Here is a 13,639-nt window from a genome sequence, read left to right as displayed (position 1 = left end):
CGGCCGGCGCCGTGTTCGTCGCCATCGGGCTCGCCGGGATCGGCCGCCACGTCGGGGTCGCGGGCTGGGCGCTGTGGTTCGCGGGCGTCGCGGTCGCGCACGACGCGGTGTTCGCGCCGCTGGTCTTCGGCGTGGCGTACGTGACGAGGCGGATGCCGGCGCCGTGGCGCCGCGCGGCCGTCATCGCAGGCACGGTCACACTCGTCGCCCTGCCCGCGGTACTCGGGTTCGGCCGGCGCCGCGACAATCCGTCGGTGCTCCCGCAGGCGTACGGGAAGCATCTTGTCGCGATTGTCATTTTGATCGGGCTTGTAACCGGTGCCGTCGCCGCGCTGAACGCGTACGCTCGCCCCATGGGCAAGGCGATACTTTCGATTGTCGGCATCCTGTTGGCGATCTGGCTGGTCTTCATGGTGATCGGCATGATCATCTCGGCGTTGAAGTTTCTCATCTGGATCGGCTTCCTCGCGGTCATCGCCGCGGTGGTCGTGACCCTCATCAGCAAGATGGCGAAAAGCAGTTAGCGAACCTTGTCGCGTGATGTCGGGTCGCGCATGATTCGGCCATGAATCTCACTGGCATGCTCCGTGAGTGCGCGGCGACACGCCCCGACCAGATCGCCTACATCTACCAGGACGAACAGGTCACGTTCGCCGAGTTCGACCGGCGGGTGGACGAGGTCGCCGCGGCGCTGCGCGCTTCGGGTGTGGGGCCCGGCGACCGTGTCGCCGTGCTCGACAAGAACTCCCTGGCCTGTGTCGAGCTGCTGTTCGGCGCGGCGCGTGCCGGTGGGGTGCAGGTGCCGGTCAACTACCGGCTCGCGCCCGCCGAGATCGCCTACATCGTCGACAACGCCAACGCGAAGGTCCTCGTCGCCGGCGCCGAGTTCACCCCCGTGCTGGACGCCATCGCCGACGGCCTCCAGCACACCGAGCACGTCATCGTGGTGGGCGAGAGCGAAAGATACGAGGAGTACTCCTCGTGGAGCGGGAGCGACCGAGCGAGCGGCGTGGGCGGTGAGGGACGAGCCGCCCGCGGAGCGAGTGAGGAGCGAACGCGACCAGAGGACACCGCATCCGCCCATGAGGCGGAGCGGCGCGACGACACCGGTGAGGTGTTCGTCCAGCTCTACTCCTCCGGCACGACCGGCCGGCCCAAGGGCGTCATGCTCACGCACGACAACTTCGCCGCCCTGCTGCCGGTCGTCGACCAGCTCTGGAACCTCGGGCCCGAGAGCGTCGACATGGTCGCGATGCCGCTGTACCACATCGCGGGCTGCGCCCTCGCGGTCGGCGTGGTCTACGCCGGCATCCCCGCGGTGATCATCCGGGAGCCCGACCCGGTCGCGATCGCGCGGGCGATCGAGGCTCACCGGGTCACGCACGTCTTCCTCGTCCCGGCGCTGCTGTTGTTCATGCAGCAGATCCCGCAGGTCCGCGAGGCGGACATGTCCAGCCTCCGGCTCCTGTTGTACGGCGCCTCCCCGATCAGCGACGAGGTGCTGCGCGGCGCGATGGCGCTGCTGCCGGGCACCGGGTTCATGCAGGTGTACGGGCTGACGGAGACGACCGGCTCGATCACGTACCTGCCTCCGGAGGACCACGTGCCCGACGGCGCCCGGCTGCGCAGCGCCGGCGTGGCGGGCCCCGGCGTCGAGCTGCGGATCCTCGACCCGGCCACCGGCGACGCACTGCCCACCGGCCAGGTCGGGGAGATCGTCTGCCGCAGCACGCAGAACATGCGGGGCTACTGGTCGCTCGACCAGGCGACGCGCGACACCCTGCTGCCCGGCGGCTGGCTGCGCACGGGCGACGCCGGCTACCTCGACGAGGACGGCTACCTGTTCATCCACGACCGCGTCAAGGACATGATCATCTCTGGAGGGGAGAACATCTACCCGGCGGAGGTGGAGAACGTCCTGATGAGTCACCCGGCCGTGGCCGACTGCGCGGTGATCGGCGTGCCGCACGAGAAGTGGGGCGAGACTCCGAAAGCGATCGTCGTGAGCGGCGGCGAGGTCACCGAACGGGAACTGATCGACCACTGCCGCGAGAAGCTGGCGCACTTCAAGTGCCCGACCTCGGTCGAGTGGGTCGACACGATCCCGCGCAACCCGACGGGCAAGGTCCTCAAGCGGCAGCTCCGCGAGCCGTACTGGGCCGGCGAGTCCCGCGCGGTGCACTGAGCCGCCGAGAGCGAAGGAGTCAAGAGGGGGAGCATGGTTCCGTTCCAGCCCGGGTCTCCGCTGCCGCCCGACCGGCTTCGCGCGATCCTCGGCAATGCGATCATGCGCCAGGTCGCGCGCGGCTGGCGGATCGAGTCGCAGGTCGACAGCCAGGCGGTCATGGCCACCGGCGGCGACGTCAACCATGCGGCGCACCTGCTGATCAGCGTGCTGACGTGCGGCGCGTGGGTGCCGGTCTGGCTGATCATCGGCCTGGTCAACAGCGAGAAGCGGGTGGTCATCACGATCGACGGCAACGGCGTCGTGCTGTTCAACGGCCGCCCGGCGCCGATGGTCGCCCCGCCGCCGGGCCGGCCGCGGCGCGGTCCCCGACCGCGCGGCGACGCCAACGCTCAGGCGATCGCCGCCGCCAACATGCGCCGCGAGCTGCGCCGGCAGGCTCGCGAGCACGCCGCGGAGGACCCCGCGCTCGCCCGTGAGCTGCGCATCGGCCGGCCCGACCTGCCCCGGCAGTACGACGACGGCGGGCTGGTCGACGTCAACCACGTGCCGGCGCGCGCGCTGACCATGCTGTCCGGCGTGACCCCGGAGATCGCCGAGCGGATCGTGTCGATGCGCGAGCACGTCGGCGGTTTCTCCTCCGCCGAGGAGCTCATGGCGACCGCGGACCTGCACCCGGACCTGACACCGGAGATCAAGGAGTACGGCATCTTTCTGCCATGAGCAGGTGGGAAAGTCCATGAAAGATGCCGACTGGGCGAAAACTCACGGCTTCACTTAGGGCGACTAAGCTCGCAAATGTGACTCATGCCTACCGTGTCGACAGTGAGGTCGGCCGCCTGAGGACGGTGCTCCTGCACCGTCCTGGCGCTGAGTTGAGGCGGCTCACGCCGCGGAACAATGACCAGCTCCTCTTCGACGGCATCCCGTGGGTCGGCCGCGCCCAGCAGGAGCACGACGCCTTCGCGCAGGCGTTGCGGGACCACGACGTCGAGGTCCTCTACCTCACCGAACTGCTCCAGGACACGCTGGAGTACCAGCCGGCGCGCGACGAGGCCATCGCCGGCGTGCTCGACGACCCCCGGCTCGGCGACCAGCTTCGCCGGATCCTGGGGGCGTTCCTCGGCGACCTGACGCCGGAGGGCCTGACCCAGGTGCTCGTCGCCGGTCTCGCCCACGAGGAGCTGAAGACCGGCCGGGGCCTGGTCTACCAGCTCATGGACCGGCACGACTTCGTCATCGACCCGCTGCCGAACCTGCTTTTCACCCGCGACTCCAGCGTCTGGATCGGCGACCGGGTGGCGGTGACGAGCCTGGCGATGCCGGCGCGGCAGCGCGAGACCGCGCTCACCCAGCTGATCTACCGGCACCACCCGAGGTTCGAGCACGCCGCGCCCGTGTACGAGCCCGCCCTGGAGCACCTGGAGGGCGGCGACGTGCTGCTCCTGGCCCCGGGCGTGCTGGCCATCGGCACCGGAGAGCGGACGACGCCGGCGGGTGTCGAGCGGCTGGCCCGGCAGGTCTTCGCCAGCGGGCTGGTGCACACCGTGCTCGCGGTGCCGATCGCCCAGGACCGCGCGACGATGCACCTCGACACGATCTGCACGATGGTCGACGTCGACAAGGTCGTGATGTACCCGGCCGTGGCGTACTCCCTCACCGCCTACACGGTGACCAGTGAGAACGGCGACCTGCGGGTGTCGCGCGCCCGGCCGTTCCTGGAGGCCGCCGCCCAGGCCATGGGCATCGACCGGCTCAGCGTGATCGACACCGGCCTCGACCCGGTCACCGCCGAACGCGAGCAGTGGGACGACGGCAACAACACGCTCGCGGTCGGGCCGCGGCTGGCGGTGGCGTACGAGCGGAACGTCGAGACCAACGCCCGGCTGGAGGCGGCGGGCATCGAGGTCATCCGGATCGAGGGCAGTGAGCTGGGCAGCGGGCGAGGCGGCCCGCGCTGCATGTCCTGCCCGGTGCTGCGCGACCCGGTCTGAGCCGAGCCGCGCCGTTCAGTGGGTCGGCTGGTCGATCAGGCTCTGCGGGGGATCGGCCGCCGAGCGGCCGTTGCTGGTGTGCGGGGAGTGGAGGGTGGCCCAGACGGTGGTGCCGTCGTCGTCGTGGAGGACGCCCCAGCCGTCCGCGAGGGACTCGACGATGCCGAGGCCGCGTCCGCCGAGTGAGGACAGCGTGGCGCGGGCACGCCGGGGCTCGGTCATGGCGCCGCCGTCGCTGACCGCGAGCTGGATGAGATCGCCTTGGCGGGTCCACGCGACGCGTATGTCGCCGGAGGGCAGGGGGCGCGCGTGCCGCAGAGCGTTGCTGATCAGCTCACTGACGATCACAGCGGCGTCGTCGGCGATGTCCTCGTACACCCCCGACTCGAGCAGCTCCGCCGCGAGACGCCTGCGGACCATCGACACACTCGACGGCGCATGCGGCAGGAATACGACGCTCGACGCCCTCACCTCCCCAGGGGGCGCGGAACTTCTCCCGGACACTCCCCGTAACGTCACTCCGGTACGACCGAAATGCCCAGTTAAAGCGGTCGGAAACCCTGCCACAGGAATCTATTGCCAACACAACGAGCAACGGTGACCTCGACCGCGCACGAAATGATGGCGTAGATAGGCACAGAACGTCCAGTATGACCGACTACTGTGCGTGGTCGACACGGGGGAGGGTGAACCGCATGCAGGTGCCCGGAGCGTCCGGCCTGGCGTGCGCGGTGACCTCTCCGTGCTGGGCACGGGCGAGTCTGCGCACGATGTAGAGCCCGAGCCCGAGACCGCCGAACCGGCGGCGGTCCCCCGCCTCACCCTGGACGAAGCGCTCGAAGATCCGCTCGCGGTCTGCGGCCTGGATGCCGACCCCGTCGTCTTCGACGGTGACAACGATCAATTCGTCCTCGGCCCCCGCGCGTACGGTGACCGTGCCGCCTCCCGGGGAGTACTTCACGGCGTTCTCCAGGAGCTGCCCGACGATGATGTCGGTGGCCATCGCGTCGCCGAGCGCCGCGGGCAGCTTCTCGTCGATGACCAGCTCCAGCGTGTGCTGCTCCGACATCCCGCGGAACCCCTCGACCGCGCCGCGCAGGAGGCGGTCCAGGTCGAACGGCTCGTTGGTCACGTCCAGCCCGTCGGGCACCGTACGGGAGTAGAGCAGGTTGTCCACCAGCTGCCCGAGCGTCTGGGCGCGCTCGGCGATGATCGCGACCGCCTGCCGCCGGTCGGCGTCGCCGAGCTTGTCCCACCGGTTGACGAGCGTGCGGGCGAACCCGTGCACGACGGTGATCGGGGTGCGCAACTCGTGGCTCGTCATCGACAGGAACAGGTCCTTGGCGGCCTCCAGCGACTTGGCCTCGGTCACGTCGCGGAAGTCCACGACGATCTCGTCGTGGTCCTCGATCTCGGAGTACAGCACGTTGAGCCAGGTGCCCGACTCGACCTGGATCGTCGGCTCCGCGTCCGGCGCGGGCAGCGCGAACGGCAGCGGCCGGCCGATCACCTCGTCGGCGTCCATCCCGGTGATCGCGCGGGCGGCGGGGTTCCACTGCCGGACGATGCCGTCGCGGTCGAGCACGGCGATGCCGTCGGCGCTGGCCTCGATGACGGCTCGCTCGTGCTTGCGCTGCTTGACCACCTCGGCGTAGCTCACCGCGTTGCCGACGACGACCCCGGCGTGGCCGGCGAACAGCTCCAGGAGCTCCAGCTCGATGTGGCCCGCCCTGTGCCCGGAGAACAGGGCGTAGAGGGCGCCGTACGGCCGGCCGTGCACGGTGGAGACGCCGAGCGCGATCGTGTGCAGGCCGTCCAGCTCCGACCAGATCAGGTCACCGAGGCTGCGCGTGTCGGCGGTGGCGAGCATGACCGTACGGCCGGAGCGCAGCAGCTCGCCGACCAGGCTCGTACGCAGGTCGGAGGTGACGCCGCGCAGGCGCTCCGGCAGGCCGCTGATGCTGACGAGCCGCAGCGTGCCGGTGGCCTGCTCGATGAGCACGAACCCGGCCGCGTCGGCGCCGGTCAGCTCGATGACGCTGTCCGCGACCCGGTCGAGGACGGCGGACAGCTCACGCTCGGCGTTCAGGTCGGCCACGACGTCGTTGAGCCGCCGTACGAGGCGGATCCGCTCGGCCGCCTGGTGCTGGACCGCCTCGTCCTCGTCGGCGGCCCGGTAGAAGCCGACCCAGCCGAGCAGCTCGTCGTCGTCGGACCGCATGGAGCTCACCACGGCGCGTACCTCGAGCAGGCGTCCGTCGCGGTGCAGCCGCCGGGTGGCGAAGGAGATGTGCCCGCCCTCGCGTACGCGCTCGAGCACGGCCCGGTGCTCGGCGGTGTACTCCTCCGGAACCGTCCGCAGCGGCCGGCCGATCGCCTCGTCGGCGGACCAGCCGAACAGCCGCTCGGCAGCGGGATTCCACAGGCGTACGGTCAGGTCGGGCCCGAGCGCGATCATTGCGTCGGCGGCCGAGGCCACGGCCGCGCGCATCGTCGCGTCGGAGGTGTCCACGGGGCCATAGTGCCACCGCCGACGGGTCGAACGGTTGCGAAACCACTCTTAAGCGAAGTCGAGACTACTTCGCATTCGTGATGAGTCACCGTGACGCGGTGAGCGTCATCGCACATCTTCGGTGGCGGGGCTTCCCGTACGCGTCAGGACGCCGATGGCCGCCGTGACCACGGCCGCGACGACGAACGACAGTAGGGAGGCGCTCATCCAGCTCGACGGGGTGAAGTGCAGCGCGCTCTGCGCATTCGTCCACAGCCGGGACCACCAGCCGAGATTTCCCGGATTGATCAACTGGTACGTGACGATGCCGGCCGCCCAAGCGACGATCATCGACCACCGGGCCGGGGCGTGCTCGGAGATGTCCCAGCCCCGGCGGCCGCCGAAGCAGAAGAAGTCGACCGCGAGGACGCCCAGCATCGGCACGAACACCGAGCCGATGATCAGAAGAAAATCGTTGTAGCTGTTCATGTCGAGCGCGAGCGCCATGACCATGATCAACACCCCCAGCCCGACGGTCAGTACCCGCCGGTCCACGCGAGGCGCGAGGTTCTGGATCGACATCGCCGTGGAGTAGACGTTCGCGAACGACTGGTCGGCCTCCCGCAGCACGAACACCGCGAAGAACAGCGTGCCCAGAGCGACGTGCTGGAACGGCCCGAACACCGAGTGGCCCGTCACCAGCGCGAGCGCGAGCAGGCCGAGAACGTACGCGACGATCTGCGTCACCCCGTACGCCACACTGGCCGCGCCGAAGGCGGCGCGCTCGGACCTGGAGTGCCGTGTGTAGTCGGCGGCCATCGGGACCCAGGAGATCGAGACCGCAAGCGCCGCGTCCGCGCCGATCCAGAAGTGGCTCCACGAACCGTGCGTCAGGTTTGGCAGCGGCTGGCGCGTGAACTGGATGTAGAAGTAGACGAGAGCGATCACGACCGCCGTGGTGACGTAGCGCCGCAGCACCCTCACCGAACCGAGCGGCCAGATCGTCAGCACCGTGGTGATCACACCGGCGATGACGACGTACACCCAGTGGGGTCCGCCGCCGAACAGTTGCTCCGCCGCGTCAGCGATGGTGATCAGCTCGAACGTCCCCCAGCCGATCATCTGCAGGATGTTGAGCACGGTCGGCACGTACGACAGCCGGGTGCCGAAGAGGCCCCGTAGCAGCATCATGGCCGGTACGCCGGCCCGCACACCTGGCACCGCGGCCAGGCCGAGCATGATCCCGCCGATCACGGTACCGACGATCATCGCGACGATGCCGGCCATGATCGGCATCTGTGGCATGCCGTGCGCGTCGGGGGCGAGGACGGTGACCGCGCCGGAGAAGGCGAGCAGGCTGACGCCCAGGTTGGCCCAGAACGCGCTCTGATCCCAGAAGCTGAGCACCCTGGGCGCGGGCTGGTCGAGCGTGTACGGAGCCTCGTTGCGTGGCTGGTCGACGGCAGTGCTCACAGAGCACACTCCCTACGCCGGCATTACCCGGTCAGGTTCGAGCGGTCGGCGGCACCTGTGAAGCCGCCCTCTCAGCCCGGTCGACGCCCGAGCTCCCGCGATATCAAGTTGGCCGGTGACAATGTATACCGGTTCAGCGGATTTTCCATCGGCAGGAGACCCATGCCACAGGCCGCGCACGCCGCGCGGCCCGGGGAGGAATGAGGGTATGACCGTTCCGACGGCGTCCTTCGTGGCGGATGACGAGGCTCGCCCCGTCGCCGCCGCCCTGGTGACCCGCCGCCTCTATTAATCCCTCGGCTTCACGCCGCACGGATGACGTCGGCGGGCTCAGGCGACGTACGGGTCGCCGCCGGACTCGCTCACCATCGGCAGCCCGGCCGCCTCCCAGGCGTGCATGCCGCCGTCGACGTTCGCGGCCTTCCACCCGGAGTTGTTGAACGCCGCCACGGCCTGCGCGGATCGCGCCCCTGACCTGCAGATAACGTAGATATCGCGGTCGCCCGGCACCTCGCCGGCGCGGGCGTTCAGCTCACTGAGCGGGATGTGCACGGCGTCGGGCGCGTGCCCGGCGTGCCACTCGTCGTTCTCCCGGACGTCGAGCAGGTAGCCATCGCCGGGAACCTCGGCGACCGCGACGCTGGGCAGCGGGTTGTTGAAAAGATTCACACATCCACGGAACCATGCGCGAGCGGCCGGAGTCGAATCGTCATGAGGCAATCTCTATCGAGACTGGGAAGGACGGCCATCGTCGTGCCGGGCGTGGTCACGGCATTGACGCTGACCGGCTGCAAGGACAACGGAACCGCGACGAGCCAGCCGAGCGACCAGGCCTCACAGCCCGCACAGAGCACGACACCCGGCTCGCCGACACCGGCGCCCGTCTCGCCGACCCCCACCACGCCACCGGGCGGCAAGATCGGCACGGACGGGACCAAACTCACCATCACGGTGCGCATGTCACCGACCTCGGACCCGATCAAACGCACGCTCACCTGCGACCCGCCGGGCGGCAACGCACCGAACGCGGCCCAGGCGTGCGCGAGCCTGGACAAGGTGGCCGCGGCCAAGGGCGGCGACCCGTTCGCCCCGACGCCGAAGGGCCAGATGTGCACCCAGATCTTCGGCGGCCCGCAGACCGCCGCGGTCAAGGGCACGTGGAAGGGCAAGAAGGTCGACACGACGTTCGGGCGCAAGAACGGCTGCGAGATCAAGCGCTGGAACGACCTGGCCGCCCTGTTCGGACCCCTGGCGCACACACCGACACACTGACCTGGGTTCCGCCCGATGTGACCGCCTCGCCTGGGATCATCGTTCCGATCGTGGGGCGAGGCGTGATCAGTCAGCGTCAAGGGCGAGGGACGCCTTGATCGAAGGACCGGTGCTCAGCAAGCCGACCACGCCTCTCTCGGGAGAAAGTGGGGAAGGTCGTCCATTGCTTCGGGGGGTATGAACACCGGCCGTGTGAGCAGGTGGTCGCCTGCTCGCTGCACATCGATCACGACACCCAGGGTCTCCGAACCGGGTACTCCTGCGGCCATATAGGTGAGCTCTGAGTAAGGCTCGCGGGCCTCGGCTCGTTGGACCATCCACTGTTCCAACAGCGAGGGAACGCGGCCGACCAGCGCCGTACCGTCCGCGAACACCTGAGGCCCCCGCAGTGCGTCGACCACGACGCAGGCCAGCCGTTCCTTCCGGTAGTAGAGCTTCAGGCCGACTTCCTGGTAGTCGCCCTCTACGACCGTGGAGACGCCCTCAGTGGCGGGACGGTGAAGCGTGTGTCGCTGGGATTCCGTGGTGACGCCGCTCAGCGCCTGCGAGACCTGGCCGGGTCTCATGCCGAAACGGAGCGGTCCCACGCTCACGAACGGATCCAGCGTCCACTGCTGCCGCTCGTCGTCCGGCAACACGTTCCACCACTTGAACACGACCACGAAGACTAGGGCGTTTCGGCCGAACACCGCTCTCCACGGACCGCAGACCGCCACTGCGAGATCCCGCGAAGACAAAGGGATCCACAGCCTGTGGACAACTAGGGGCGGGGCTACTTGAGCAGGCGGGACATGCGGCGGTCGGCGAGTGGTTTGCCGCCCGTCTGGCAGGTCGGGCAGTACTGCAGTGCCCGGTCGGCGAACGAGACCTCTCGGATCGTGTCGCCGCACACCGGGCACTTCTCCCCGGCGCGGCCGTGTACCCGCAGGCCCGACTTCTTCTCGCCCTTCAGGTCCTTGGCCGCGAGGCCCTTCGAACGCTCGACGGCGTCGCCGAGCGTCGTGACGATCGCCTCGTAAAGGGTCGCGATCTCCTCCTCGGTGAGGCTCGCGGCGAGCTTGTACGGCGACATCTTCGCGACGTGCAGCACCTCGTCGGAGTAGGCGTTGCCGATGCCGGCGATCACGCTCTGATCGCGGAGTACGCCCTTGATCTGCGTGCGGCGGCCGTCGAGAATGCTCGCCAGCGCCTCGGCGTCGAACTCCTCGCGCAGGGGATCCGGACCGAGCGTCCTGATCCCGGGCACGTCCTGCGGGTCGCGGACGACGTACACCGCGAGCCGCTTCTGCGTGCCGGCCTCGGTGAGGTCGAAGCCGGACTCGTCGTCGAGGTGGACGCGCATCGCGAGCGGCCCCTTGCCGGGCCTCGGCGGCGCGGCCGGCAGCTTGTCCTTCCACCGCAGCCAGCCCGCCCGCGACAGGTGGACGATCAGGTGCAGGCCGTCCACGTCCAGGTCGAGGAACTTGCCGTACCGGGTGACATCGGTGATCGACAGCCCGCTCAGCGCGGTGATCGGCGGGTCGTAGGTCTTCAGGCACGAGATCGCGACGACGTCAACGCGGGCGATCGCCCGGCCGATGGCGTTCTCGTGCAGGAACGCGGCGAGGGACTCGACTTCCGGCAGCTCCGGCATGCCCCAAGGCTAAGCCCTTGTCCACAGCCCTGTGGACAAAGGCGCTCAGGAGGGCACGTCCCAGAACGCCAGCTCGTGGCGCATCCCCTCGAGGAACGCCGTACGTGCCCGTGCGGGGTCCGGCGCCGCCTCGTCGAGCATGACCGCGACCCGACCGGCGAGCATCGCGAAGCCCGGATCCGCGTAGGCGTCCACCCAGCGGCGGTAGCGGGGGTCGGCCGGTGGATCCTCCGCCAGGATCCGGCCGAGCGTGGAGTACCCCCACATGCAGGGGTAGAGAGCCGCGAGCCCTTCCCCGTACGAGGCGGCGGCGTCCAGGAGGAACGCGGTGTACGCCGCGCACGCGGGCCCCTTGACGGCGCCCGCGAGGTCCGCGCCGAACTCCTCGGCGAGGGCCCGGTGCAGCGACAGCTCGTCGAAGAAGGTCGAGTGCGCCAACTCCACCAGGTCGCCCAGATGCCCGTCGGGCGCCTGCCACGCCAGCCGCGCGAACACCCGTACGTAGTCGTGGAGGAAGAGGTAGTCCTGCTCCAGCCACCCGCGGAAGACGGTGAGGTCGAGGTCGCCGCGTGCGATGCCGGCCACCGTCGGGTGGCGGAGCTGCTCCTCGACGAGTGGCCGGCCGATCGCTTCGAGTTCCCTAGCCAGACTCATGTCCGGCAGTCTCACATGCGGGGCGACCGCTCAGTCGGTCTTCTCCCGCTGGGGCATCCGTTCGACGAACGCGTCCGAGGAGGGGAAGAACACGCTTTCGTGCCCGTCCTCCCAGCGGACCAGGTACGGCGGTGCCCCATCGCTTCCGTGCACCTCGATGATCACGGCCTGACGGTCGTGGTCCCCGACGTGGTGGCCCCGGACCAGCAACGCGTCGCCCGTGTGCGCTCGCATCGTCCCCTCCCATCTCCGGCTATGTGGTCACCGTCGCCCGGCGGGGCACGGCCGGGATAGGGCCGAAGGTCCACCGAGCCGCGCCGAATGTCGGCCGCCCCGCACGTACGGCCGCGCGATGCTGGGAAAGGGGAAGCGGACATGGCCGTGACGATCGCCCTGGGCGGCGACACGATGCTGGGCCGCGGCGTCGGCGAGGTGATCGCGGACGCCGGGCCTGAGGGCCTGTTCGCCCCGGAGGTACGCGCGGCGTTCGCCGAAGCCGATCTCGCCGTCCTGAACCTCGAGTGCTGCGTCTCGGATCGGGGCCGGCGGTGGGCCGCGCCGGGCAAGCCGTTCCACTTCCGCGCCCCGCCGGAGGCCGTGGGCGTGCTGACCGGGCTGGGCGTCGGCTGCGTGACCCTGGCCAACAACCATGCGCTGGACTACGGCCACGAGGCATTGGAAGACACGCTGAGCCATCTCGCCGGGGCCGGCATCGCGGTGGTGGGCGCCGGCCGTGACCGCGAGGAGGCGCGGGAGCCGGCCGTGCTGGAGAGGGCCGGTAGGCGCGTGGCCGTGATCGGCGTGACCGACCACCCGAGCGACTTCGCCGCGTCGGAGACCACGCCCGGAGTCGCGTACGCCCCGCTGAGCGAGGGCGTGCCGTCGTGGCTGTCCCGCCGGATCGAGGACGCGGCGGCGGAACACGACGTCGTCCTGGTGACGCCGCACTGGGGCCCCAACATGACCAGCGAACCCCTGCCGTACGTCCGCCGGGCGGCGGAGGGCCTCCTGAACGCCGGAGCGACGTTGGTCGCCGGCCACTCCGCCCACGTCTTCCACGGCGTGAACGGCAACGTGCTGTACGACCTGGGCGACCTCATCGACGACTACGCCACGGACGAGTACCTGCGCAACGAGCTGGGTCTCGCGTGGCGCGTCGAGATCGGCGACCTCGGAGAGGTGAGGGTGACGGCCCTGCCGCTGAGGCTGGACTACGCGCGGACCGAACCCGCCCGGGACGAGGACCGTGCGTGGATCGTCGACCGCCTGCGGTCCGCCTGTGCCGAGTTCGCCGCGGAGGTCGCCGAACGGGGCCCTTGGCTGGCTATCGGGCCGTCGGCGGCCTGCTGAGACGCCGGCCGGTGACGTGCGTGGGCTGGATGCGCAGGAAGAGCTCCCGCGCGCCGCCCGCCCAGGGTTCGACGCCCGCCTCCCGGACCGATGCCCGCTCGTCCTCGGACTCCACATGGCGCACCGAGCCCCGGACGAGAACGCTCCAGCCCTCGCGTGTCTCCGGACGCAGCTCGTCGATCTCGAACGCGACCTTGTAGTCGGCGTCCTCGATCCCGGTGCGAAGATCCTCATCCGTCGGGCTGCCGTACGCGGTCCGGAACACGATCGCGCCTTCGTGCACCCCGTAGTTGACCGGCACGACGGTGGGGCCGTACCGGCCGCTGTAGCCGAGCCGCCCGACACCCCCCGGTGAGATCAGCCGCAGGCACTCGGCCTCGTCCAGCACCTCCGGCACCGGTCGCCCGGGTGCCTCACTGTCATCAGCCATCAGCAGTCCTGTTCCGCTCCAGAGAGATCTGCGCCTCCAGAGCAGGAACTTCCCGCCACCACAGCGCCCAACCAGGGCGAACGCCGAACCGCTGGACGCCTGATCCCCGGATCGCGACACTTGCTCCACTACCGGACAAAGACGAGTGGTTCGCGGC

The 13,639-nt window shown here is 69.8% G+C and carries 14 protein-coding genes, 1 pseudogene and 1 riboswitch; of the genes and pseudogenes, 6 read left to right on the top strand and 9 right to left on the bottom strand.

From position 1 onward, the window contains the following. Positions 1–11 precede the first annotated feature (11 nt). From QSK37_RS32985 to QSK37_RS32970, 4 genes and pseudogenes are all read left to right on the top strand, one after another. A complete protein-coding gene (locus tag QSK37_RS32985) occupies positions 12–524 on the top strand; it encodes a hypothetical protein (protein ID WP_285629143.1) in 513 nt (170 codons plus the stop codon). Positions 525–562: 38 nt separating this feature from the next. Beyond that, positions 563–2,185: pseudogene (locus QSK37_RS32980) on the top strand (long-chain-fatty-acid--CoA ligase); the annotation flags it as partial. 33 nt (positions 2,186–2,218) lie between these two features. Then, positions 2,219–2,908: a ComEA family DNA-binding protein gene (locus QSK37_RS32975; protein ID WP_285629138.1), complete on the top strand. Its 690-nt coding sequence runs from the start codon at positions 2,219–2,221 to the stop codon at positions 2,906–2,908. Positions 2,909–2,985: 77 nt separating this feature from the next. Beyond that, a complete protein-coding gene (locus tag QSK37_RS32970; protein ID WP_285577563.1) occupies positions 2,986–4,179 on the top strand; it encodes an arginine deiminase in 1,194 nt (397 codons plus the stop codon). A gap of 15 nt (positions 4,180–4,194) precedes the next feature. Here QSK37_RS32970 and QSK37_RS32965 read toward each other — a convergent pair whose 3' ends face one another. The 4 genes from QSK37_RS32965 to QSK37_RS32950 form a co-directional block, all read right to left on the bottom strand. Then, positions 4,195–4,650, bottom strand: coding sequence for an ATP-binding protein (locus QSK37_RS32965; RefSeq protein ID WP_285577561.1), 456 nt, complete (start codon positions 4,648–4,650; stop codon positions 4,195–4,197). A gap of 187 nt (positions 4,651–4,837) precedes the next feature. Beyond that, positions 4,838–6,670 carry a sensor histidine kinase gene (locus QSK37_RS32960; RefSeq protein WP_285629627.1) on the bottom strand — a complete coding sequence of 611 codons (1,833 nt, stop codon included), beginning with the start codon at positions 6,668–6,670 and terminating at the stop codon, positions 4,838–4,840. Between the two features lie 126 nt (positions 6,671–6,796). Beyond that, positions 6,797–8,143, bottom strand: coding sequence for a purine-cytosine permease family protein (locus tag QSK37_RS32955; RefSeq protein ID WP_285629136.1), 1,347 nt, complete (start codon positions 8,141–8,143; stop codon positions 6,797–6,799). Then, positions 8,135–8,252, bottom strand: a riboswitch (TPP riboswitch). (Overlaps the previous gene by 9 nt.) A 221-nt stretch (positions 8,253–8,473) precedes the next feature. Further along, positions 8,474–8,812, bottom strand: a complete 339-nt coding sequence (locus QSK37_RS32950; protein WP_285577553.1) for a rhodanese-like domain-containing protein — start codon at positions 8,810–8,812, stop codon at positions 8,474–8,476. Between the two features lie 84 nt (positions 8,813–8,896). Between QSK37_RS32950 and QSK37_RS32945 the strand changes: the two genes are divergently transcribed. After that, positions 8,897–9,415, top strand: a complete 519-nt coding sequence (locus QSK37_RS32945) for an SSI family serine proteinase inhibitor (RefSeq protein ID WP_285629134.1) — start codon at positions 8,897–8,899, stop codon at positions 9,413–9,415. Positions 9,416–9,528: 113 nt separating this feature from the next. Here the strand turns inward: QSK37_RS32945 and QSK37_RS32940 are convergent, their stop codons facing one another. The 4 genes from QSK37_RS32940 to QSK37_RS32925 form a co-directional block, all read right to left on the bottom strand. Next, on the bottom strand, positions 9,529–10,104 hold the full coding sequence (locus QSK37_RS32940; protein ID WP_285629132.1) for a hypothetical protein: 576 nt from the start codon (positions 10,102–10,104) through the stop codon (positions 9,529–9,531). A gap of 83 nt (positions 10,105–10,187) precedes the next feature. Beyond that, a complete protein-coding gene (locus QSK37_RS32935; protein ID WP_285629129.1) occupies positions 10,188–11,048 on the bottom strand; it encodes an Fpg/Nei family DNA glycosylase in 861 nt (286 codons plus the stop codon). A gap of 45 nt (positions 11,049–11,093) precedes the next feature. Further along, positions 11,094–11,702, bottom strand: a complete 609-nt coding sequence (locus tag QSK37_RS32930; RefSeq protein ID WP_285629127.1) for a TenA family protein — start codon at positions 11,700–11,702, stop codon at positions 11,094–11,096. Positions 11,703–11,732: 30 nt separating this feature from the next. Continuing rightward, on the bottom strand, positions 11,733–11,936 hold the full coding sequence (locus tag QSK37_RS32925; protein WP_285577544.1) for a DUF1918 domain-containing protein: 204 nt from the start codon (positions 11,934–11,936) through the stop codon (positions 11,733–11,735). 141 nt (positions 11,937–12,077) lie between these two features. On the opposite strand from QSK37_RS32925, the gene QSK37_RS32920 reads away from it, so the two are divergent. Next, complete coding sequence (locus QSK37_RS32920; RefSeq protein ID WP_285629125.1) at positions 12,078–13,052, top strand: CapA family protein; 975 nt, start codon at positions 12,078–12,080, stop codon at positions 13,050–13,052. Here QSK37_RS32920 and QSK37_RS32915 read toward each other — a convergent pair. After that, positions 13,027–13,482 carry a pyridoxamine 5'-phosphate oxidase family protein gene (locus tag QSK37_RS32915; protein WP_285629123.1) on the bottom strand — a complete coding sequence of 152 codons (456 nt, stop codon included), beginning with the start codon at positions 13,480–13,482 and terminating at the stop codon, positions 13,027–13,029. The genes QSK37_RS32920 and QSK37_RS32915 overlap by 26 nt on opposite strands. Between the last annotated feature and the right edge of the window lie 157 nt (positions 13,483–13,639).

The organism is Actinoallomurus iriomotensis (genome assembly GCF_030269445.1).
Taxonomy (GTDB): domain Bacteria; phylum Actinomycetota; class Actinomycetes; order Streptosporangiales; family Streptosporangiaceae; genus Actinoallomurus; species Actinoallomurus iriomotensis.
Note: the sequence above shows the minus strand (reverse complement) of the source record. Positions and strands in the feature narration are given on the sequence as shown.